Origin of the sequence: Spirosoma arboris, assembly GCF_009754945.1 — a bacterium.
Classification (GTDB): domain Bacteria; phylum Bacteroidota; class Bacteroidia; order Cytophagales; family Spirosomataceae; genus Spirosoma; species Spirosoma arboris.
This window is the reverse complement of the sequence record NZ_WPIN01000002.1, coordinates 431,402-453,048: the sequence shown is the minus strand read 5'-3', so window position 1 is coordinate 453,048 and position 21,647 is coordinate 431,402. Positions and strand designations below refer to the sequence as shown.

The 21,647-nt window shown below is 46.5% G+C and carries 17 protein-coding genes; 10 read left to right on the top strand and 7 right to left on the bottom strand.

Going from position 1 to position 21,647, the window contains the following annotated elements; translation table 11 throughout:
* The first annotated feature begins 181 nt into the window (after positions 1–181).
* The 7 genes from GO755_RS05860 to GO755_RS05830 all read left to right on the top strand — a co-directional run bounded on the left by GO755_RS05860 (position 182) and on the right by GO755_RS05830 (position 9,425).
* A complete protein-coding gene (locus GO755_RS05860) occupies positions 182–2,587 on the top strand; it encodes an alpha-ketoacid dehydrogenase subunit alpha/beta (RefSeq protein ID WP_317165800.1) in 2,406 nt (801 codons plus the stop codon).
* 83 nt (positions 2,588–2,670) lie between these two features.
* Positions 2,671–4,287 (top strand): 4Fe-4S dicluster domain-containing protein, encoded by a 1,617-nt coding sequence (locus GO755_RS05855; RefSeq protein WP_157583796.1) that lies wholly within the window; start codon positions 2,671–2,673, stop codon positions 4,285–4,287.
* Between the two features lie 20 nt (positions 4,288–4,307).
* On the top strand, positions 4,308–4,865 hold the full coding sequence (locus tag GO755_RS05850) for an NADH-quinone oxidoreductase subunit J family protein (protein ID WP_317165799.1): 558 nt from the start codon (positions 4,308–4,310) through the stop codon (positions 4,863–4,865).
* Positions 4,852–5,163 carry an NADH-quinone oxidoreductase subunit NuoK gene (gene nuoK / locus GO755_RS05845; RefSeq protein ID WP_020596990.1) on the top strand — a complete coding sequence of 104 codons (312 nt, stop codon included), beginning with the start codon at positions 4,852–4,854 and terminating at the stop codon, positions 5,161–5,163. Before GO755_RS05850 ends, nuoK begins: the two co-directional genes overlap by 14 nt.
* Positions 5,160–5,768 (top strand): 2OG-Fe(II) oxygenase, encoded by a 609-nt coding sequence (locus GO755_RS05840; protein WP_157583795.1) that lies wholly within the window; start codon positions 5,160–5,162, stop codon positions 5,766–5,768. The genes nuoK and GO755_RS05840 overlap by 4 nt, the downstream gene beginning before the upstream one ends.
* Before the next feature lie 62 nt (positions 5,769–5,830).
* A complete protein-coding gene (locus tag GO755_RS05835; protein ID WP_157584144.1) occupies positions 5,831–7,738 on the top strand; it encodes an NADH-quinone oxidoreductase subunit 5 family protein in 1,908 nt (635 codons plus the stop codon).
* Positions 7,739–7,745: 7 nt separating this feature from the next.
* Positions 7,746–9,425, top strand: coding sequence for a complex I subunit 4 family protein (locus tag GO755_RS05830; protein WP_157583794.1), 1,680 nt, complete (start codon positions 7,746–7,748; stop codon positions 9,423–9,425).
* Positions 9,426–9,523: 98 nt separating this feature from the next.
* Here GO755_RS05830 and gldG read toward each other — a convergent pair whose 3' ends face one another.
* The 3 genes from gldG to GO755_RS05815 all read right to left on the bottom strand — a co-directional run bounded on the left by gldG (position 9,524) and on the right by GO755_RS05815 (position 14,725).
* On the bottom strand, positions 9,524–11,191 hold the full coding sequence (gene gldG / locus GO755_RS05825) for a gliding motility-associated ABC transporter substrate-binding protein GldG (protein ID WP_157583793.1): 1,668 nt from the start codon (positions 11,189–11,191) through the stop codon (positions 9,524–9,526).
* 54 nt (positions 11,192–11,245) lie between these two features.
* Positions 11,246–11,494 carry a hypothetical protein gene (locus GO755_RS05820; protein WP_157583792.1) on the bottom strand — a complete coding sequence of 83 codons (249 nt, stop codon included), beginning with the start codon at positions 11,492–11,494 and terminating at the stop codon, positions 11,246–11,248.
* 156 nt (positions 11,495–11,650) lie between these two features.
* A complete protein-coding gene (locus GO755_RS05815; RefSeq protein ID WP_449448581.1) occupies positions 11,651–14,725 on the bottom strand; it encodes a putative LPS assembly protein LptD in 3,075 nt (1,024 codons plus the stop codon).
* Positions 14,726–15,477: 752 nt separating this feature from the next.
* Between GO755_RS05815 and GO755_RS05810 the strand changes: the two genes are divergently transcribed.
* The 3 genes from GO755_RS05810 (at position 15,478) to GO755_RS05800 (ending at position 19,165) form a co-directional block, all read left to right on the top strand.
* Positions 15,478–16,326 (top strand): N-acetylmuramoyl-L-alanine amidase family protein, encoded by an 849-nt coding sequence (locus GO755_RS05810; RefSeq protein ID WP_157584143.1) that lies wholly within the window; start codon positions 15,478–15,480, stop codon positions 16,324–16,326.
* A 197-nt stretch (positions 16,327–16,523) separates the two neighbouring features.
* Positions 16,524–17,516 (top strand): MlaD family protein, encoded by a 993-nt coding sequence (locus GO755_RS05805; RefSeq protein ID WP_157583790.1) that lies wholly within the window; start codon positions 16,524–16,526, stop codon positions 17,514–17,516.
* Between the two features lie 38 nt (positions 17,517–17,554).
* Positions 17,555–19,165 carry an acyl-CoA carboxylase subunit beta gene (locus GO755_RS05800; RefSeq protein ID WP_157583789.1) on the top strand — a complete coding sequence of 537 codons (1,611 nt, stop codon included), beginning with the start codon at positions 17,555–17,557 and terminating at the stop codon, positions 19,163–19,165.
* A 17-nt stretch (positions 19,166–19,182) separates the two neighbouring features.
* Here GO755_RS05800 and GO755_RS05795 read toward each other — a convergent pair whose 3' ends face one another.
* The 4 genes from GO755_RS05795 to GO755_RS05780 all read right to left on the bottom strand — a co-directional run bounded on the left by GO755_RS05795 (position 19,183) and on the right by GO755_RS05780 (position 21,504).
* Positions 19,183–19,605 (bottom strand): c-type cytochrome, encoded by a 423-nt coding sequence (locus GO755_RS05795; RefSeq protein ID WP_157583788.1) that lies wholly within the window; start codon positions 19,603–19,605, stop codon positions 19,183–19,185.
* The gene (gldD, locus tag GO755_RS05790) at positions 19,602–20,189 is read right to left on the bottom strand and encodes a gliding motility lipoprotein GldD (protein ID WP_157583787.1); all 588 of its coding nucleotides are present in this window, start codon (positions 20,187–20,189) and stop codon (positions 19,602–19,604) included. The genes GO755_RS05795 and gldD overlap by 4 nt, the downstream gene beginning before the upstream one ends.
* A 112-nt stretch (positions 20,190–20,301) precedes the next feature.
* Positions 20,302–20,592: a hypothetical protein gene (locus GO755_RS05785; RefSeq protein WP_157583786.1), complete on the bottom strand. Its 291-nt coding sequence runs from the start codon at positions 20,590–20,592 to the stop codon at positions 20,302–20,304.
* 132 nt (positions 20,593–20,724) lie between these two features.
* A complete protein-coding gene (locus tag GO755_RS05780; RefSeq protein WP_157583785.1) occupies positions 20,725–21,504 on the bottom strand; it encodes a TIGR00266 family protein in 780 nt (259 codons plus the stop codon).
* Positions 21,505–21,647: the final 143 nt, after the last annotated feature.

Sequence of the window (21,647 nt, the reverse complement as noted above, 5' to 3'; positions counted from 1 at the left end):
GCAAACACTTTGCCAATTCTTGCAGGTTGTTGTTCGGTTAACAAAGAAACTCAAAAAATCGTTTTTTTGAAAGCTGTCTTGTTTTACCTTACTTTTACTTTCGTTTGGTAATCGAGATATTCGGTGCCAGCCACTTCATCGATTAATAGATTGTTAGACGATTTCAATCCGTAGCTCTGTTGTGATAGCAAACGAACAACTCCGCTCGACTGATATTTTAAGTCGTGAAAAAATCCTATCGGACTACCGGTTGGCGTATGAAAGTCGTCAGGCTAGTCTGTTAGGTCGACGTGATGTTATGGGGGGCCGGGCCAAGTTCGGCATTTTTGGTGATGGAAAAGAACTTGCTCAGTTAGCGGCCGCTCGTGCATTTAACCGAGGGGATTTCAGGTCAGGTTATTACCGGGATCAGACATTTGTCGCGGCTCTGGGTGAATTGCGCTGGACAGAGTTTTTTGCCCAGCTCTATGCCCACACAGATCTGGAGGCAGAACCTAATACGGCCGGTCGTTCTATGAATGGTCACTTCGCTACCCGCTGGCTCGATGAGCAAGGGCTTTGGCGGAACCAAACCGAACTTTATAATTCTGTCTGTGATATTGCGCCTACAGCTGGCCAAATTCCTCGTTCGCTGGGATTGGCGTATGCGTCTAAACTATTCCGTAATAATCCTGGTCTGAGTGATCTGACGAATTTTTCGCACAACGGAAATGAAATCGTTTTTGCAACGATTGGCGACGCGTCTACATCACAGGGCATGTTTTGGGAGACTATGAACGCAGCTGGGGTATTACAGGTACCTTTGCTTATGTCGGTCTGGGATGATGGCTATGGAATTTCTGTGCCCGTTGAATACCAGACTATTAAAGGTAGTATCTCAAAAGCACTGGCTGGTTTTCAGCGGGATAGTAATGACAAAGGCCTGGAAATTTTCACTGTAAAAGGTTGGGATTACGTTGGCTTGTTCGAGACCTACCAGCAGGCTGCTCATATTTGTCGTGAAGAACATGTTCCCGTGCTGGTTCATGTACAAGAGCTTACTCAACCGCAAGGCCATTCGACATCGGGTTCGCATGAACGTTACAAATCAAAAGAACGGCTGGATTGGGAGACTGAATACGACTGTAATCGAGTATTCCGGGAGTGGATTCTGGAGAATGGATACGCTTCTCATGAAGAACTGGAAGCAATCGAAGCGGAGGCTAAACAAGCCACTAAACAAGCTCGAATTGAAGCCTGGAATGCATTTCAGGGTTCGATGAAGGCTGATTTTGACGAAGCGCTTGACCTGCTTCAACAAGCGGCTCGGCATAATCCAAAATCAGCTGAATTGATGGCGATTCGGGAAGAGTTAAGGAAAACGTTTACGCCAATTCGTAGGGATGCTGTGGCGGCTATACGGAAAGCTCTCCGCCTGCTACGAACCGACTCAAGTAGTGCTAATCAACGCTTAAAAGCTTGGTTGGATCGTACGAATGCCGAAAATAATGACCGGTTTAGCTCTCATTTATACAGCGAGTCGCCCGATTCGCCCATGCGGGTAGAAGCGGTACCAGCAACATTTTCTGACGATAGCCTACATCTGGACGGCTACCAGATTCTCCAAAAGTATTTTGATAACTTGTTTTCCCGTGATGCGCGCGTAGTAGCTTTGGGCGAAGATGTTGGGAAAATTGGTGACGTAAACCAAGGTTTTGCTGGTTTACAGGAGAAATTTGGCGAGATACGCATCACGGATACGGGTATTCGGGAAACAACCATTATTGGTCAGGGCATAGGTTTGGCTATGCGTGGTCTACGCCCAATTGTCGAAATTCAGTATTTCGATTACGTCTATTATACGCTAGCCACGCTGACCGACGATTTAGCGACACTACTATATCGAACCAAAGGTGGACAAAAAGCCCCGCTTATTATCCGAACGCGTGGCCATCGATTAGAAGGTATCTGGCATTCGGGTTCGCCGATGGGGGCGATGCTGGGCAGCTTGCGCGGCTTACACGTTCTGGTGCCACGCAATATGACACAGGCGGCTGGTTTTTATAATACGCTTATCAAAGGCGATGACCCAGCTCTGCTCATTGAATCCTTAAATGGATACCGGCTCAAAGAATTGTTACCCAGTAATCTGGCCGAATTTTGTGTGCCACTGGGTGTTCCGGACGTACTTCGTTCTGGTTCTGACGTAACGGTGGTTACCTATGGGTCAATGTGCCGAATTGTCCTGGAAGCTGCCAATCAACTGGCACAGATGGGTGTTAGTGTTGAGGTTATTGACGTGCAAACGCTCTTGCCATTCGACGTACATCACGGTATTGTTGAATCCATTAAAAAAACGAGCCGTGTTCTTTTTGCAGATGAAGATGTTCCGGGTGGAGCATCTGCTTATATGATGCAACAAGTTATTGAAGGTCAGAACGCCTATCGCTACTTAGATTCGGCTCCGCGTACTTTATCGGCAAAGCCGCATCGGCCTCCATATGGCTCCGATGGAGATTATTTCTCAAAACCAAATGTTGACGATGTAATCGAAACGGTCTATCAACTCATGAGTGAATCCGACCCAGAGCGGTTTCCAGAAATTTAGCGAAAGAATGAAAGAGCGAAAGAGTGAGAAGGTTTACGCCGAAAATTCGCTCTTTCGCTCTTTCATTCTTTCACTCGTTAAAAATGCCATACTTCAAGGACATACAATCGGGTATACGAACAACGCTCAAGGGATTAAGTCTCACGTTGAGGCATCTTCGAAATGCTACCCATCGACGGACTCCCGAGGGTATTGCGAGTGATAACTATTTTGACCTTCAGAATGGCTTAGTCACGCTTCAGTACCCGCACGAACAATTGCCTATTCCTGACAATGGTCGTTATCGACTTCGTAATGAGATCGACGATTGTATCGTTTGCGATAAATGCGCCAAAGTGTGCCCGGTTGACTGCATTACAATTGACGCTATAAAAGCGACTGAAGAAGTCGGTCGAGCATCGGATGGCTCGCCCATTCGATTGTATGCTGCCAAGTTTGACATCGACATGGCCAAGTGCTGCTATTGCGGCCTTTGTACGGTAGTATGCCCTACCGAATGCCTGACGATGGATAAAAAATTTGATTATAGTGAGTTTGAGTTAGGCAAACTGACCTATAATTTTTCGAACCTGAGCGAGGAAGAAGCCAATGAAAAACGGTCGTTGTATGAGCAATTCCTGTTTGAGAAAGAAGCCGCTAAAGCGGCTCAGTTAGCAGCAAAGGCAGCCTCGACAACTCAGACTTCCAATGCGGACGATCAGCCAGTTACACCCAAACCTAGTCCAGCCCGGCCTGTATTCCGGCCAACGGCAAAGCCTGTTGCCAAAATTGAGCCAGTAGAACCTGCGAACTCTGAAGACCCAGCTATTGAACATCCACTAACGGATGCCACTCCGCAGGAAATGCAACAGATAGCCCAAGGAGCTATAGAAACCACCAAGCACCCAGTTTTTAAACCGACTCAGAAACCCATAATCCATGTTACAGACGTGTCTGCCGATGGGCTACAAGCTGAAAAGTCGGTAACGTCTGAAAAGTCAATAGTGCCCAAACCTGCATTCCGCCCATCAATGAAACCTCCTGTGAAGGAGAAAGAATTAGGTGAAGAACTATCGTCTTCCGAACCACCTAAAGCTAAGCCCGCTTTCCGACCTACGATGAAACCAGCGGTGTCAAAGCCAGAAGAATCGAAGGAAGATTTGCCAGCCCTCTCTGAGGAGTCTGCACCTAAACCTGCGTTTCGGCCAACGATGAAGCCGACAAAATTAGCGGAGCAGTCAAGTGAGCCAGATGAGGTAGTAAAGCTGGAGGAGGCAATTGTTAAACCAGAGGAGGTAGCATCGACTTCAGAGCTGCCTAAAGCTAAACCTGCTTTCCGGCCAACGATGAAGCCAGCCGTGGCGAAACCAGAGGAATCAGATATACCAATCGCTCCTGAAGCATCTCTTCCTAAGGTAACAGGCTTTCGACCGACGATGAAACCCGTAAAACCAGTGGAGGGTCCAGTAAGCGAGTCTTCGGAATCAACAACACCGGTTGTACCAGCGGCTAAACCGCCTGCGTTTCGCCCAACAATGAAACCAACTGCACCAACCCCTAAGGCTGACGAATTAGCATCAGATACAGATAGCCCGGTAGCTTCAACAGGAGAGATTATTAAAAAAGACGACGAGCCTATTGCTGAGCCTGCCAAACCGAAGCCTGCGTTTCGGCCAACGATGAAGCCTAAACCGAAGCCTGACGATGGGGAATCGGCGTAACTAAAAAAACTGACGAATCAGTGATCCAAATTGCCTTTTATGCGTTTGCTGGCCTTAGCCTTATTGGGGCGCTGGCTGTTCTGTTCACTCGGAATGTACTCTATGCTGCTTTCTTTCTGCTGTTGACATTACTGGGAGTGGCCGGATTATTTGTACTCGCTAGTGCTGATTTCCTGGCAATTGCCCAAATTATGATATATGTAGGGGGCGTGTTAGTGCTGGTCATTTTTGGAGTTATGCTTACGCACAAACCAGAACCCCCTGGCGATGTAAATAGCCAACAACCCAACCGTATTGCATCCTTAAATCGTTCCAGAAACGGGTCGGGGTGGATAGTAGCGGTGTTGGTGACGGGTTGTTTGTTTGCCGCTCTGTTTACATTGCTGGTGCGGGCAAATTTTGCCTTATTAAATCAGCCCGTTGGCTGGCAAAGCACAGTAAATACAATTGGTAAGCAACTCATGACCGAGTACGTGGTTCCGTTTGAACTGGCAGGTATCCTCCTGCTGGCAGCGCTCATAGGAGCTACTTATTTAGCATCACCTCTGGCAAAATCATCTCGAAATGCAACCCGTTGATAGCCATTTATTTTTAATCGTTGGAGCCGCTCTGTTCAGCATTGGGTTGGCCGTGGTACTCCTCAAACGTCATGCCATTGTTGTACTGATGGGTATTGAGTTAATGCTGAATGCTGTAAACATTAATCTTGTTGCCTTTAGCCAATATGATCCTGATCGTTTACAAGGGCAGATGCTGGCTTTGTTTGTTATGGTTGTAGCCGCTGCAGAATCGGCGGTGGCATTGGCTATTGTGCTACAGGTGTACCGCCATTTCCGCACAGCACAATTGGATGAATTGAACGAATTAAAACAATGAATCCACTTTTTGAACCCATCATTGAGGGCATTCTGGCCGATGGCTATGGCATGGCTGATAATTTCCTGAATCCAGTCGAAGTTAAGGCTCTTGCTAATCAACTCCACAAAAGGCATATGGAAGGGCAGTTTCGGGCGGCTGGCATTGGAAATCAGCAAGTACTAGTCGAAAATGCCATTCGTGGTGATGAAATTTTGTGGATCGACGAAGCCTCGGCTACACTGGCGGAAAGTGCTTTTCTGAAACGGATTGGAGAGTTTGTTCAATACGTTAACCAAACCTGCTATTTAGGCCTGCGAGAGTTTGAGTTTCATTATGCCCGATACCCGGCTGGCACGTTTTATAAACGCCACCTGGATCAGTTTCGGAGCGATTCACGCCGGAAGCTTTCGGTTATCTGTTACCTCAATACCGACTGGCAAGAAGCCGACGGTGGCCAATTAGCTCTTTACATTCCTGACCAGAATGGAGAAGCCGAACGTCAACTTACAATTACTCCAACAGGTGGTCGCTTAGTTTGTTTTGAGAGCGGTCGACTGGAACACGAAGTCTTACCTGCTACTCGCGAACGTCTAAGTATTACGGGCTGGTTGAAAACGGGCTAAAAAGCAGTTTGCTTCCCCACAGTATAATGGGGATATTTGCGGCCAATTCCGAACGACTACGAATGCCCGTTGCTACTCCCCAACTGCTTCACCTGCTGACGATCGTCTTACCTGCACTACCTTTTGCTGGATTTCTGGCATTGGCTGTGGCAAGCCGCCGAATAGCCGGTATTCTGGCTATCGCATTGACTGGCATAGGGCTGATTTTGTCAATTGGGCTGGCGTTGAGTTTATCGAAACAACCGATAACTCTTCTGGCGAATTGGGCTATTTTATCGGGGGTATCGTTTCCAATAAGTCTTCGGGTCGACGCGTTAGCTGCGATGATGCTTATTTTGGTGCACTTTGTGGCTCTGTTAGTGCAAATCTATTCAATTTCCTACCTGCACGATGAACCGAAACTACGCCGTTATTTTGCCTATCTACAGTTGTTTATTGGCTCCATGCTGGGCATTGTTATGGCTGGTAATCTGCTGGTCATGTATGCCTTCTGGGAATTAGTAGGATTGGCATCTTATCTGTTGATTGGCTTTTATGCCGAACGGCAGGCGGCATCGAAAGCGGCTATGAAAGCATTCCTGATGAATCGGGTAGGAGATATTGGTTTTCTACTTGGTATCTTCCTCACGTACTATTATTTCCATACGCTCGATTTTGAGATTCTGTCGCTAAAAGGCGCGAGTGCGATTGCACCGACTGTACTGGGGCTTTGCCTATTTATGGGTTGCGTTGGTAAGTCAGCCCAGTTTCCACTACTGACGTGGCTTCCCGATGCTATGGAAGGTCCGACGCCTGTTTCTGCTCTATTACACGCAGCCACGATGGTAGCTGCTGGAATTTTTCTGCTTGCCCGAATTCACCCATTGTTGTCTCCCGATGCCCTGGTTGTAATTGCTCTAATTGGTACCATTACTGCCGTTTGGGGAGGGTATTCAGCACTTTTTCAAATGGATATAAAAAAGGTTCTGGCTTTCTCAACGGTTTCTCAACTGGGCTTGATGGTGGCCGCTATGGGAACCGGAAACGTAAGCGGAGCAATGTTTCATCTGCTGACACATGCCTTTTTTAAAGCAGGATTATTTCTAAGTGTGGGTGCTGTTATTCATGCCGTTCATACGCAGGATATGCGTCATATGGGTGGGCTACGGAAAACTCTGTCAACCACTTTTATTGGTTATACTATCTGCTCTGCGGCATTGGCCGGGCTACCCTTTTTATCAGGATTTCTATCAAAGGAAGTAATTCTGGGCGAGGCCTTCGCCTGGGCAAGTGATCAGCGTAGTAAACTTGCCTATTTTGTTCCAGTACTACTTTTGCTTTCATCGGGGCTAACGGCCTTATATATGGCCCGGCAGTGGCGGCTCATTTTCTTTGGCGATTATCGTAATAAAGATATTCCATTAACTCAGGCGCACGAACCGGATTGGTTCATGCGCGGGCCGGTGATTTTATTAGCCATTTTTTCGATCGGACTTTGGTTTTCAATCAATCCGCTTTCGGCTCATGGAAGCTGGTTTTTTCAGATTCTTCCAATAACAGAGGAGGCTTCCTTTTGGTGGCTGGCTCCAATTTCTATTGGACTGGTGTTAGTGGGTGGCTGGGTTGGTTTCCGAATGCCCGAACCCCATACTAATTCTGTGTTTGTTCAAATTTCGATTTCGTACGGTTTTTTAGATGTAGTTTACAAATACATCGTAATTAGCCCAACGCACAGGCTGGCGTCTCTTTTGAGCCGGGCCGACAGGCGAGTAATCGATGGACTGGTAAATGGAGCGGGTATCTCAACGGTTGTTCTGGCTCATTTAACTCGGGTGGTTGATCGCTTAGGTGTTGATGGCTTAGTGAATGGTATCGCCTGGTTGGCGGGCCGACTGGGGCGAATGACGCGCTCCGTGCAAAATGGCCAGGTGCAGTCGTACATTACGGCGGCTGTCGTTGGATTGCTATTGGTACTTTGGTGGATTCTGTAAAGTATTTATGATTCTTTCACTACTTATTTTTATTCCGTTACTCGGCTCACTGGTAGTGGCTTTGCTTCCTGCAAGCCAGTCAGTGGGGTTCCGTTGGATTGCCTTGCTGATAACGCTTGTTGAAGTTGTTTTGGCGGGTGCAGCCTATATAATATTTGATACAACGATTACGGGTTATCAACTTCTTGAGCAAGCCAACTGGATTACGTTGCCGCTTGGGAGGCTGGGTATTGCTTCTATTGACTATTTGGTTGGCGTTGATGGTATTAGTTTACCCCTAGTCGTGCTATCGGCAGTAGTAATGTTGATAGGTGTGGTTTCTTCATGGCCATTGACACATCGGACTAAAGCTTATTACTCACTGTATCTGTTGCTAACAGGTACCATTATGGGTTGCTTTGTAGCGCTCGATTTCTTCCTGTTTTTCCTGTTTTTCGAGTTTATGCTTCTACCGATGTACTTCCTGATCGGCTTGTGGGGCGGGCCGCGCCGGGAGTATGCGTCTATTAAGTTTTTTCTCTACACGTTATTGGGGTCGCTGTTGATTTTGTTGGTGATGATTGGTTTGTACCTATCTGTGATGGACCCCGTGAGTACTGCGGTTGCTGCCGGGTTAGTAGCTGATCCATCGGCGGTAACAACTGATATCGTCCACACCTTACAAAGATATATGCAAAATGGACAGCTAGACTCTGCCCAGATTGTTCACACCTTCGATATGCGCTACCTGTCTGATGGCTCTAATTACCTGCCAGATGCCTTCCTGAATCCAGCTGCTGAACCAATTATACTAGGTTTACCTGCTCGGATGCTGGCGTTTTGGGCGGTGTTTATTGGGTTTGCGATCAAGTTACCCATTGTACCACTACATACTTGGCTACCGGATGCGCACGTTGAAGCGCCCACGCCTGTATCAGTGGTTCTGGCGGGCGTGTTACTCAAAATTGGCGGCTATGGTTTTCTACGGATTGCTTGGGATTTCTTTCCGGATGGTGCTGCCGAATATGCCCGGATACTAGGTGGATTGGGGGTCTTATCGATTGTATATGGTGGATTGAATGCGCTGGCTCAGACTGACCTTAAAAAGATGATCGCCTATTCGTCTGTGTCGCACATGGGTTTTGTGTTATTAGGCATAGTTTCGCTGACGGCTGAGGGTATTAATGGAGCCATTTACCAAATGGTAAGCCACGGCGTGCTGTCTGCTATGTTGTTTCTCATTGTGGGTGTCCTCTATGATCGTACGCATGATCGACGGATTGACTCTTACCGGGGACTAATGCAACCCATGCCCCGATATACTACTTTAACAGTCATAGCGTTTTTTGCGTCATTGGGCTTGCCTGGCTTTTCAGGTTTTGTCGGTGAATTATTCACACTCATGGGTGGATTTCAGTCGGACTGGTTGCCGGGCTGGATGACGGCCATCGCTACACTGGGAATACTACTTGGGGCTGCGTATTTCCTTTGGACACTCCAGCGCATGTTTTTCGGATCAACCTGGGTTCGCCCTTTCGAGCCTCAAGCTGGATCAACGTCTGTTCTCTCCGATTTGAATGCCCGCGAAAAACTCATGCTAATCCCTTTGGGATTAATGGCATTGCTGCTGGGTATATTCCCGAATCTGATTTTTAATCTTACCAGCACAACGGTGGCGCAGTGGTTAGTGAAATTTTCAGTAGAGTAGGATAAATAATTAGTAGACAGCGAGACGGAGAACACAGAGCAATAGAACGTCTAAATTACTCTGTGTTCTCCGTCTCGCTGCGTTTATAGAATCTTTACTCAGACTCCATATCGTTTGCGTCGGGCTACCTGCCAAACCAGGCCTACAATACCCAGTAAAGCCAGTGGTCCTATAAGGTTAAGTATCTGCCAGCCAGTGCGGCCTGCATCGACACGAATTTTGTCTAAAGGACGCAAGGTGACCGTTCGATTGCGAGCTTCAATAACGCCGGTGGGATCAATCAAATAATCAATGGCATTTAACGCAAAATCTTTGTTTGCAAAGGTCGTATGCGTATATCGGTCAAAGCCCAGCGGATAAGGGGTCTGACGTTTATAATCGACATCGTTTACAATCAGATCCCCATCAGAGCAAATTAGTATCCGGGAGGCCACACCTTCTGCTTTAAACCCATTTGCACGTGGATCACCAGGTAGAATTTGATTTGCAAACAGTGATTGGAATTTACCTTCAAGCAAACAACCGATGATATGAGTCCCTTCGTTGTATGTCTGCGGGTCTGGTTGTTGACGAGCTTCGTTATAGGAAATCAATGCTGGCGTTTTCAGTAGCTTGGTATAAGGTGAAGTTAACAGCAAAGGCGTTTTTTGAATACCCAGCGACCGAACTGTATCGAGTGTGCTCGCAAACCGACCTAATACCGCATCCAGATTACGAACAATAGGGTTCCCAGACGTCCCAAAATCATTAAGCCTTGGATAAAACCGCCAGGGTACCAACTGAATATTGGGCTTGTCGCCGAGGTTACCCACATTAAGCGGAATGGATGCACAGTACAAATCCTTCACCACATCGCGATTGATGCGAACGCCCCAGCGAAAGAATAAATTATCGAGATTCAGGCTCAACGGTTGGGCATAGTTCCCTTCATTGCTAACACTATCGATCCGCTGCCCATCCACAAAAAATAACGCCCGTCCACCATTTACGACAAACTGATCGAGTTTAAAAATCTCATCTTCCGAAAAGGCTTTGTCGGGTTTCAGTACCAGTACCAGGTCCAGACCAGCAATAGGGCCGGGCTTGGTCATGTCAATAAAAAACAATTCGTAATTCTGCTGAACAGAGGCTAGCAAATCTGAAAAGCGCGATGGCGGGACTTGAGTATGACCATACAACAAACCCACTCGTCGGCGGTTATCTTTAGCCTGCGTCAAACTCCTGATGGCCGAGGCTAATTGAAATTCAACGCCTTCATAGGACTGATTTAGTTGTTCTTCGGGCGAAGCGGCTTTATTTCCCTTTAGTAATAATACAGCCGCTTCTTTTCCTTTATAAGAAACAATTGCGCCGGGAAATACGAGTTTTTCGGTGCGTTTCCCTCCCTCATTATCTACTAAGTTGGTTGGTAATAAACCCCGCTTTTGTAATTTATCAATCAATTTATTCTTCGCGTCGGGACTAGTCTCGTCGTCGGGATTAATAAATCGATAGGTAATTTTTTGGCCAGCTTCAGCCTGGAATCCGTCTAAGGTCTCACGAACAGCGTTCTCGAGCCGTTTGAAACCCGGTGGCAAATCACCAGTCAGATATACATCAATATGAATATCGTCGGGTAAATCAGCAAGTAATGTCTGAGTGGCTTCGGAAAGAGTATACCGTTTTTCCTGGGTTAAATCGAGCCGGAAAAATACAAAGGCCGATAGCACGTTTACGGCAATTAATACCGCGATAATAAGAAGCGTGCGTGAGAAAGCAGATTTCATACGGACTATAACGAAAGAATCCCCAGACCTATGTTATTCATAGGTCAGTTTTCATTAATTCAGTCGTTGTTCAGGAATGCTCGTTAAGTTGATAGTCTTCGCATCATCCTGAGCCGCCTGGGGTGTATCAATTTTTTCTGGCTTAATGCCGAGTTCCTTCATTAGCCGATACTGCCGAGCCTCAATATAGGTTAAGCGAGCCATGATCTGACTCATTTTAGCGTCCTGCTGATCTTGTCGAGCCAGCAGATAAGCCGTTTTTACTTCCAGTTCGTCAAGGCGTTGTTTGTCCCGGTCAGTCATCGGAGTTGTTCTGAGAAAAGCATTATTGGGGCAAGTTACTATTTTTTGACTTGTTGCTTTACACGCTATTTGAGTTAGTGCATTTTTGTCAGCAAAGCATTCGCCTATCGCTCATAAGCAATTGATAAGTACAAACAAATCAATTGCTTATGAAGTCTAAAATCCGCCCCGATCGTAGAAACTACGGCGACGACTCAATTTGAGCTCCTGTAAAATTGATGACCGCGCTCGCAAATCGAACGAGTAGTTGCCAGAGCGGAAATTATTGCCGGAATAGGGGGTCCAGTTGAAGGCCATCTCCCAGCAGTGCAGATCTCGATTAATCCCGATAGTTGTTAGCGTTGGGCTATTGTATTGAAAATCATAACCCGTATTGATCGTCACCTTCCATTTGGGCGTTAGGCTTAAGTCGCCGGTTAAGGTCAACGCCTGCACCACCTGCGAGAGTTGCGGGGTTAGTTTAGTCAGACCGAATGTATAACTGACGTTCATCGACCAGGGGACGTTGAAATCAACATACAATTCTGGATTGCTATTAATGGCTTTCAATGTTGCCTCGGACGCGTTCGGGCTAGTTTTCTTCTTGTCGGCCTGCTTGGGTGCAAAGCGGGCACTCACATAGGCTTGTAAGCTTGTCATTCGAAGTAACCCCTGTCCGGCCTGAAATGCGTATAGATTGGGAACCCGGATATATTGCTGATCAGCGTACTCCTGCCCGGCTCGTAAGGCCTGAATAGAGGGTGAATACGACAATGGAGTCAGCGCTGTACTGGTTGTCGGAAAATAATATTGTGCCGTACCGCCATAAGCCCGGTAAGCATAGGGGTCAAATGTTGACGAAAAATTGAAGCTTATATTCTTGAAAATCTGTGTGTTAGCGCTGACTGCGATAGGGGAGAGTTTAAAATCGGGCGCCAGGAAATTATAACTTCCATTGATACTCAGGTTGTCAAAAATTGGAATCTTCTTAAACTCCTGTCCCGAGGAGTCACTCCGGGTTCGAACTTTCATTTCTAATTGGTTCACAATTCCGAATGAAATAAAAGCGGATTGCGTACTGGTTGCCCCACTGCTACTATTCCCGTCGATACCCCGGAATACAGAAATTGTCCGGCGATAAAGAGGGAGGTTAGCTAATGATCCTTTCGCATCCAGGACAAAGAACTGGCCATACGATGGATTCGTGAAATCGGGTATGTAGCTGAATGAAATGGAAGGGGCAACTGTATGGCGGATAGCCTCGATGCGTTTCCCCCGGATAAAGTAAGTGCCATAGAAGCGCGTATTCATACTGGCGTTGATCGAAAAATTATACGACGGAAAAAATCCTCGTACGGTGTCAATCTTTACCGAGTCATGACTGGCATTATAGACTAAATCAGGTTGTAGTTTTTTACTGTAAATATTGCCTTGCAGTGAGAAACCAGGGGTCAGGTTTATGTAACGCAGCAATTTAACGTTCGGTAACGAAATGGGAATGCTATACCGCGCCTGCACTACACGGTTTTGCCAGATTCGATTGGCATTCGCTACGCTGAAAGCAATTAAATTAGGATCTGCTTCTACAATTCCCAGGCGAAGATCTTGGGCACGTTTTAGGCTATCCTGATAGCGCTGAATTGAGTTAATAGTTTTTAAGCTGGTGATAACCGGGAAACCTAAGCCTGTTGTATCGAGTTGCTGCCGAATGGTGTTACTTACGGCAATCGATCCGCTGAGATCTAACCCTACCCGAAAACTTTCGTACCATCGGCCGGTTCCTCCTTTAAGCGCAAAAGGGGCAATCTGATTAATGCCCAGGTTAAAATCTGACGAGACATCGGTTTTACCGTTGGCCCGAACGCCCGTTACCTGATTCACTTGCCCAAATTGCTGATTCACCCGTACGTTGGCACCTGCTCGCACGTATTGCCCAAACGTGCGGCTGTACTGTATCGATGATCCGGCTACGTTGGAAATATACGACTGTGTGCTATAAGAGTTAAACTGATTGTAGCTATTGCTGCTAACATTGACATTGGCCGAGAAACTACCCCGTCCACGTGGTACCGGTGAGTGCGACCATGTAAACGAAAAGTCGTTACGTGGAGTCTGGGTTGTATCTACCCGGTCGCCAGAGCGGTTACGGTTGAATTGTAGATTGACAGAGCCACTGTAACGATACCGTTTATTATAAGCCGATGAAACGCCTAAGCCCCAACTTCCGCGCGAATAAATTTGCCCTTTAAACTGTAGGCCAAGATTTTCACTAACGGCCCAATAATAGCCGCCATCGCGAAGATAAAACCCCCGCCCGTTGGGTTCTTCGCCATATTGCGGCACAATGATTCCGGATACCCCAATTTCTTTTCGTTTCGGAAAGGGGAAAAAGCCAAAGGGCAAGCCAATGGGTAAAGGAATCTGGTTAATAACCAGATTGAAAGGCCCGGCTACTACCTGTTTGTTATGAATGACTTTTAGTTTACTGGCATTGATATGAAAGTGAGGAGTCGCCAGGTTACAGGTTGTATAAATCGCTTTTCCAATATAGAGATTATCCTCGGCGTCTTTCTTAACGGTCGTGCCCCGTATATTCCCTTCACCTTGTTGCGTAACTACTCCTTGAATTCGCCCTTTTCTGGACTGGAAATTATAGCGAATCTCTTTAGCATCGTACTTCCCCTCTCCATCCTGAAAAACAGGTCGACCGATCATTTTTTTAGCTGTCGAATCGTATCGGCCTTTCGCGTAGACTTCGTTCGTTAAGTAATTCAGTCGGATATAGTCAGCTTTGAGTGAAATGTCTCCATAAACCACACTGGCATCACCGAATAATTCAACAGTCTGCCCATCAGCCGCATAAATAGTTGAATCTTTGGCCTGATAGTTGACAGTTGTTTTAAACGCATCGGCCGACTGAGTCGAATCAACTCGGGCAGAGTCTGTGGTAGCAATCTGGGAAGAATCGGCTGGTACAGTTGGTTTACGTCCTGTAACGCTACTGGGTTGAGTTGATTTAGTCTGGCTTTGTTTCGCCCTACTTAACTTGGTTTGGGCTGGCTTAATCTGGCTCTGTGGACGAACTATATTGGGTGATACAATCCCTGGCTGCACTTGTCCCGATGGAATTGATTTTGGGGCTAGCTGGGCTATGGCTGGTTTTTTAACCGGAGTGGTTTTTTGAACAGAATCCTTGGCTACAATACGCGCTGGATTTGATCGTATAATAGGCACACGATCAGTACGTACCATCGCTGTCGAAAGTAGGCGAGGTTGTAGAGAGCTAAGCAGAATACGTTTAGGCTGTACTTGGGCGACCTGAATCGCTTTAATGGACTCACGTTGCATTAGATTAGCTTGAACAGCTCGAAGCGAATCGAAGTTAATGCGCTGTGGGATTGGTGGCTGGACTAGGTTAGATGATAAAGCAGGTAATAATACCTGAATCGGCTGAATACCCTTGGAGGCCAATTCTGAAACCTGAAACTTATTCAGGGATTTGAATTGTGCAGAATCGTTCGCAGTAACTGCCTGACGAAGTCGGTTGGTGTCGCGAACGGCTGGTGAGATCACATTGGTCGGCGCCGTATTCTTATTAGAAGGACTAGGGCCAAGTCGATTTGGAACGGAGTATTTCTGATTAAGCTCGCGTTCCAGATCACTTTCCTGAGAAGAAGTTGGTACGGTTGTCTGGGAGCGCGGAGAAGTCGTTGTCGATGGTTTGATTCTTTTTCTGGTTGACGGCTTACCCTGCCCCTGTACATTAAGGGTACACAATAACAGAGCAAGACTGAGCGCAGTCTGTATCCATATAAGTCGTGTGCGTAAGAACCACAAAATAAAGTATGCTTTTTTCGAGGTTATTAAAAAAATTATATTTGCCAAAAGTCCGTTAAGTCTATGGCTTACAAAGGTATCCACGAACAGTTATCCTACCTATCGCTTTGAGACGATTTAGGCTGTTAAATATTATTAAACCCATGAACCTGCCGACTCCCGGAATAATGACAACGTTGGTTTTGGCTGTAGTTCCTCTATTTGCCTTAACCACACCAGATTTTCTGTTTTCTGATCTAAAGCAGGACACTATTCGTCGGGCTGGGTCTCAGGATACCGAAACAACTGCACCGGCGCAGGACGCTCCTAATCAACTCCGTACGGTTGTACTTGATGCGGGTCACGGAGGGAAAGACCCCGGTACGCATGGCCGATATGCTAAAGAAAAAACGATCAATCTGGAGCTAATTCTTCAATTAGGACGGAAAATTAAGGAGAAGCATCCAAATGTTCGGGTTATTTATACTCGATCATCCGATCATTTTGTCGATTTATTTGAACGGGGAGCTATTGCCAACCGTAATCGGGCCGATTTATTCATTTCTATTCACTGCAATGCCAGCCCATCGAGCAGCCGGGTCTACGGTACTGAAACCTACACGTTAGGACTGCATAGAACCCAAAGCAACCTTGATGTGGCTCGGCGAGAAAATGCAGTTATTTTACAGGAAAAGAACTATCAACAGACTTACAAAGGGTTTGATCCAAATTCACCTTTAGCCACTATCATGCTGGCTAATTATCAGCATGCGTTTATTGCCAGTAGTATTAATTTTGCCGAAAAGCTGGAGCGGAGCTTTCGATATAATGCCAGCCGAAAAAGTAATGGGGTAAAACAGGCTGGTTTTATTGTACTCTGGAAAACGACCATGCCTAGTGTACTAATTGAAAGTGGCTACCTGACCAACCCTGATGAGGAAGACTATTTACGATCAGATGAAGGCCAGGAAGAAATGACTGATGCAATCTACAAGGCATTTCTACGGTATAAAGAAGAGATTGAAGCTGGTGGCTAAGTGAAGTAGGTTTACTGAGTGGAGTAAGTAGCATAGGTGATGATAGTGGGACTTACTCCACTCAGTAAGCCTACTTCACTTAATAAACCACTCCACTAAATTCCCTGACTTCTGGGACAAATGGACCTAAAAGTTGGTTATATAGCCAACCAATCTGGTTGGTAAAGCCCATCGGGCGGTTCACCTTCACACAACGCATGAAAGTTTCGCAGGAAGTAAAAGTAGGTTTACTAGCCGTCGTCTCGTTGACGATGTTCTACTTTGGGTTTCGATTTCTAAAGGGGTCTGATTTCTTCAACTCAACGAATAAGTATCGAGTTATTTACGATAATATTGATGGTTTGGTGCCATCTAACCCGGTTAGAATCAATGGTTTGTCGGTAGGTCGAGTTAAATCGATAGAAATTTTACAGGATAAGGGAAATAAACTTCTGGTTACTGTTGAGTTAAGAAAAGACATCCGTGTTACGCAGGGAACCCAGGCCATTTTAGTAGACGATGGGTTGCTGGGTGGTAAATTGATTCAGCTCACAATAGATCCTAAAAAAACTGAACTCGAAGATGGAGGAATGCTCTTGGCCGTTAAAGAAACGGGGCTATCAGCATTGATTAAGGAGAAAACGCTACCGGTTCTTAACAATGTAGATTCGCTGACATACCAGCTTAATCGCGTTGTAAGTCAGTTCGATCAAACGGGAGTTATGCTGAATCGGACGCTGAAAAGTGCTGATGCAGGTGTAAAAACGTTGGATTTAACTATCGCCGAAAATCGGGCCGGTTTAAAAGCAACACTTGCCAGTGTAAGCCATTTGGCTGCTTCGTTGGTCGAAACGGAGAAGCAACTCAAACCAATTTTGGCTAAAGCAGATACGTTCGCTGATTCACTTCAGGGATTACAGTTGAAACAAACGCTAGCAACGGTCAACAAAACGGTCGAAGGTCTACAGCGCATATTGGCTGACGTGAATAATGGCCGTGGTTCGTTAGGGAAACTGACTTCCGACGAAGCGCTTTACAGCAATGTTAATAAAACGGCTGCCAGCCTTGAAAAGCTGCTGACCGATCTGCGTGAGAATCCCAAGCGCTATGTGCAGTTCTCGGTATTTGGCCGGAAAGAAAAGCCGTATGTATCGCCAGCGGCCAGTACGACGATCACAACCGTTATTCCCGCCGATTCGTCCAAAAAGTAGAGACTCAGCCTTGCGTCTCTATATATAATACCCTATTCATGCAGCCCCTTCTCGATGAACTTGCCCAACGAACCGCTCAAACTCAGCTTGGTGGTGGATCGAAAAAAATTGAAGACCAGCATCGGAAGGGCAAACTGACCGCTCGCGAACGTATTGCTTACCTCACTGATATCGATAAGCCCTTTGTTGAAATTGGCCTGTTCACAGGCGAAGGCATGTATGCCGAACATGGAGGTTGTCCATCGGGTGGAGTGGTTGTCGGTATTGGCTACGTGTCGGGGCGTCAATGCGTCATTGTAGCCAACGATGCTACCGTGAAGGCTGGGGCCTGGTTTCCGATTACGGCTAAAAAGAACCTCCGGGCGCAGGAAATTGCTATGGAAAACCGCCTGCCTATTATTTATCTCGTTGATAGCGCGGGGGTTTATTTACCCTTACAAGATGAGGTTTTTGCCGACAAGGAACACTTTGGACGAACATTTCGTAACAACGCACATCTTTCGGCAATGGGTATTTTGCAGGTGGCCGCCATTATGGGTAGCTGTGTGGCGGGTGGTGCTTATTTGCCCATCATGTCTGACGAAGCCCTGATTGTAGAAGGAACCGGCTCTATTTTTCTGGCTGGCCCTTACCTGGTGAAAGCGTCCATTGGCGAAGATGTCGATGCTGAAACCCTTGGTGGAGCTACAACTCATACCGATATTTCAGGAGTCGTCGATAACAAATATCCTGACGATAAAAGCTGCCTGGATGCTATCAAACGGATTTTTGACAAACTCGGTCATCACGAATCGGCTGGTTTCGACCGTATTACTCCAGTTCTTCCGACTAAAAATCCTGACGAAATCTATCAAATCCTTCCTGCTGATCGGGTCAAACCCTACGATATGCAGGAAATTGTGGATAGACTTGTAGATAACTCAGCGTTCGATGCCTATAAACCCGGTTACGGCCAGTCACTTTTATGTGGCTATGCCCGAATCGACGGGTGGGCGGTGGGTATTGTGGCTAATCAGCGCAAAGTAGTAAAGGCAAAGGGCAGAACCGGCCAGCCAACCGAAATGCAAATGGGTGGCGTTATCTACGGTGATGCTGCTGATAAAGCAGCTCGATTCATTATGAATTGCAATCAGAAACGAATTCCCCTGGTGTTTTTGCAAGACGTATCGGGCTTTATGGTGGGTAGCCGAGCCGAACAAGGCGGAATTATCAAGGATGGGGCCAAAATGGTTAGCGCCATGGCCAACTCCGTCGTGCCAAAGTTTACGGTTGTCGTGGGAAATTCATACGGTGCAGGTAACTACGCTATGTGTGGAAAGGCCTACGACCCACGTCTGATGTTAGCCTGGCCTACGGCACAGATGGCCGTAATGAGTGGGGCATCTGCTGCTAAAACATTGCTTCAAATTCAGGTAGCGGCTCAGAAAGCAAAAGGTCAGCCTATGACATTGGAAGAGGAACAAGCACAGTTGACCAAAATTACAGATCAATACAACGCACAATTATCACCCTACTATGCGGCCGCTCGGCTTTGGGTCGACGCCGTTATAGACCCGCTCCAAACTCGTCAAATTCTCTCCGAAGGGATTGCCGCTGCTAATCACGCGCCCATCACGAAGTCTTTCTCCGTTGGCGTGATTCAAACATAGTTGTTTGAAACAAACGACTATTTTCCTCGTGCTATTTTCACCTCGTCGGCAGTAATTGCGTCGGCTTTATTGCCAAAACTGCTTCGTATATAAGTGAGCACGTCGGCTATTTGGACGTCGGTCAGGAAATCGTGGGCAGGCATAGCATTATCGTACATATCCCCTTCAATCTCCTGCCCTTGTAAGCCTTTCAATAAAACATTGATGAGTCGGGTTTTGTCGCCTAATACCCAATCGGTACCACGTAGGGGCGGATTCAGATTGGGTACGCCAGAGCCATTTGCCTGGTGGCAGGTGAGGCAGTTTTGCTCATATATGAGCTGACCGGGGGCTTTCGTTGCTGCTGCCGGTTTAGGAATTGATTTACCAACTGGTTTCTTTGTTTGCGCAATGGCAACGGATAAAGACAAACAGGCAAAAAGAGTTAGTAAGGTTTTCATTTTCTCCATTTCAATGTATTCAGCATATGCAGAATGTCTTTGCGAATGTACTGAATAACAGGTTGCAGTGAATCGTTTTCGGTAGCTGTATTAAAATACAATGCCCCCCGCAGAAAATGAGTCGTCGAATCGGTCGTGACAAACTGAACCTGGCTTGGCACTTCGCCCGACAAGTCAATAATGCTCGCTTCCAGCCCCGACTTTAAATGTAATTTCCGCTGTTCAATAGCATATGCTTTGATATTATGCCGAGCTGCTAGTTTGTACGAATCTTCGAGCATGGCACGCAGACGATTAACGTCATGCAGAATAGGCTTATAAGTTAACTGAACACTGGCATGATACATCGGGTAAGTAATGAAAATCCAATGCGGCTCTGAGCGAGCGAATGTATCGGGTAAAACTCGGGCAATGCTGTTATACTCGAACTGATATGGATGGGTGGGGTCTAGGAGTTTGTAGCTCGGTGTGGGCAGATCGAAACGGGGAAATCCCTTTGGCTTTGGAACATAGTTGTCTGCTGAATTGCTACCACAAGCCGCAAGTAACAGACCAATGAAAAGAGCGAGTGAATATCTAATCATGAATTGGACGTAATCTGGTTGCTGCATTGACAACCAAATCAGATGACATAACAACGCAAAAGCCCGGCGTTTTGGTGCTGGGCTTTTGTATAGACGTAGTTGGGATTATAAATCAGGCGTTTACATCTTCTAGTTCTTCCTGCTTTACAGGCTGACCCAGTAGCGTAGCAAACCGGTTAATGTTGAAGGTAGGTTCAAACCAAACTTCGCCCATAACCGGATGTTTTACAGGTACATCAGGGTTCTTAATCTCGTTCAATAAAACACCTGTTTCGCCAGTGGTATGCCGTTTTACCTGACGAATCGTGTACATTTTATCGCGTTTTGGGGTTTGCACACCAAACTCCGCGTAAAACGCCAGTACGGGTGCGGGAAAATTGTCGTTTGTGCAAATAACTTCCATATGTCTGAACCGGGATTTATCAGATTTTAGTGATTAACATGATTTTTGCTGAAAATGTCCCGGTAGTCAAATATTATTTGATTGCCGGGAAAGTCAAGGAAATTAGTGAAATCAAATAAATCCAGGTTCAGACTAATCTTCAAACAAATTCCCTAATTGCCCCAATACAGAGCCACTTTCTTTATGACTTTGGGCACTACCAGGCGACAGTCGCTGAACAAGTTTAGAAATTGGCATCGACTGAATCCACACTTTCCCCGAACCGCGTAGTGTGGCTAAAAACAAGCCTTCACCACCAAATACCATGCTCCGCAGGCCACCTGCTCGCTGAATGTCGAAGTTGATACTCGGCTCGAAACCAACTACGCAGCCTGTATCGACACGTAACGTTTCGTTATTGAGCGTTCGCTCGATCACGACGCCCCCAGCATGGATAAATGCCATACCGTCGCCCTGAATTTTTTCGAGAATAAATCCTTCTCCACCAAAGAAGCCAGCTCCCAGTCGCTGGTTAAACTGAATACTCAGCTTTGTCCCCAGCGCTGCACACAAAAAAGCATCTTTCTGGACAATGAGCGTATTGCCGTATACATTCGCCAGATTAACAGGCATAACTGTACCTGGATACGGCGCTGAAAATGCTACTTTTCGTTTGCCAACACCCCGGTTCGTGAAGTGAGTCATAAACAATGACTCGCCCATAACCATACGCGACCCAGCCTGTAACAGTTTACCTAAGAAACCCTGGTCGGGTTGCGAACCGTCGCCCATTTTTGTTTCGAAGGTGATACCATCTTCCATAAACAACATGGAGCCAGCTTCGGCAATAACGGTTTCGTTAGGGTCTAGTTCGATTTCTACAATTTGGATGTCTTCACCAATGATTTTGTAGTCGATTTCGTGAGAATACATACGGAGCGTCGTTAGTGGTTATTGGTTCGTTATGACTGGGTTGCCGGAGCGTTTATTTGTAAACGAAAACTACGTAAACCCGCGCAATCTGCGAATAGTTTTTCTGACAAGCGGTACAAAAAAAGCCCGACCGGGCATTTTCG

Bases quoted from the DNA above. Each gene is read 5' to 3' on its own strand.
- GO755_RS05855 (WP_157583796.1), top strand. From the start codon at position 2,671: ATGCCATACTTCAAGGACATACAATCGGGTATACGAACAACGCTCAAG.
- nuoK (WP_020596990.1), top strand. From the start codon at position 4,852: ATGCAACCCGTTGATAGCCATTTATTTTTAATCGTTGGAGCCGCTCTG.
- GO755_RS05840 (WP_157583795.1), top strand. From the start codon at position 5,160: ATGAATCCACTTTTTGAACCCATCATTGAGGGCATTCTGGCCGATGGC.
- GO755_RS05835 (WP_157584144.1), top strand. From the start codon at position 5,831: ATGCCCGTTGCTACTCCCCAACTGCTTCACCTGCTGACGATCGTCTTA.
- GO755_RS05830 (WP_157583794.1), top strand. From the start codon at position 7,746: ATGATTCTTTCACTACTTATTTTTATTCCGTTACTCGGCTCACTGGTA.
- gldG (WP_157583793.1), bottom strand. From the start codon at position 11,191: ATGAAATCTGCTTTCTCACGCACGCTTCTTATTATCGCGGTATTAATT.
- GO755_RS05820 (WP_157583792.1), bottom strand. From the start codon at position 11,494: ATGACTGACCGGGACAAACAACGCCTTGACGAACTGGAAGTAAAAACG.
- GO755_RS05815 (WP_449448581.1), bottom strand. From the start codon at position 14,725: ATGGTACGTACTGATCGTGTGCCTATTATACGATCAAATCCAGCGCGT.
- GO755_RS05810 (WP_157584143.1), top strand. From the start codon at position 15,478: ATGACAACGTTGGTTTTGGCTGTAGTTCCTCTATTTGCCTTAACCACA.
- GO755_RS05805 (WP_157583790.1), top strand. From the start codon at position 16,524: ATGAAAGTTTCGCAGGAAGTAAAAGTAGGTTTACTAGCCGTCGTCTCG.
- GO755_RS05800 (WP_157583789.1), top strand. From the start codon at position 17,555: ATGCAGCCCCTTCTCGATGAACTTGCCCAACGAACCGCTCAAACTCAG.
- GO755_RS05795 (WP_157583788.1), bottom strand. From the start codon at position 19,605: ATGAAAACCTTACTAACTCTTTTTGCCTGTTTGTCTTTATCCGTTGCC.
- gldD (WP_157583787.1), bottom strand. From the start codon at position 20,189: ATGATTAGATATTCACTCGCTCTTTTCATTGGTCTGTTACTTGCGGCT.
- GO755_RS05785 (WP_157583786.1), bottom strand. From the start codon at position 20,592: ATGGAAGTTATTTGCACAAACGACAATTTTCCCGCACCCGTACTGGCG.
- GO755_RS05780 (WP_157583785.1), bottom strand. From the start codon at position 21,504: ATGTATTCTCACGAAATCGACTACAAAATCATTGGTGAAGACATCCAA.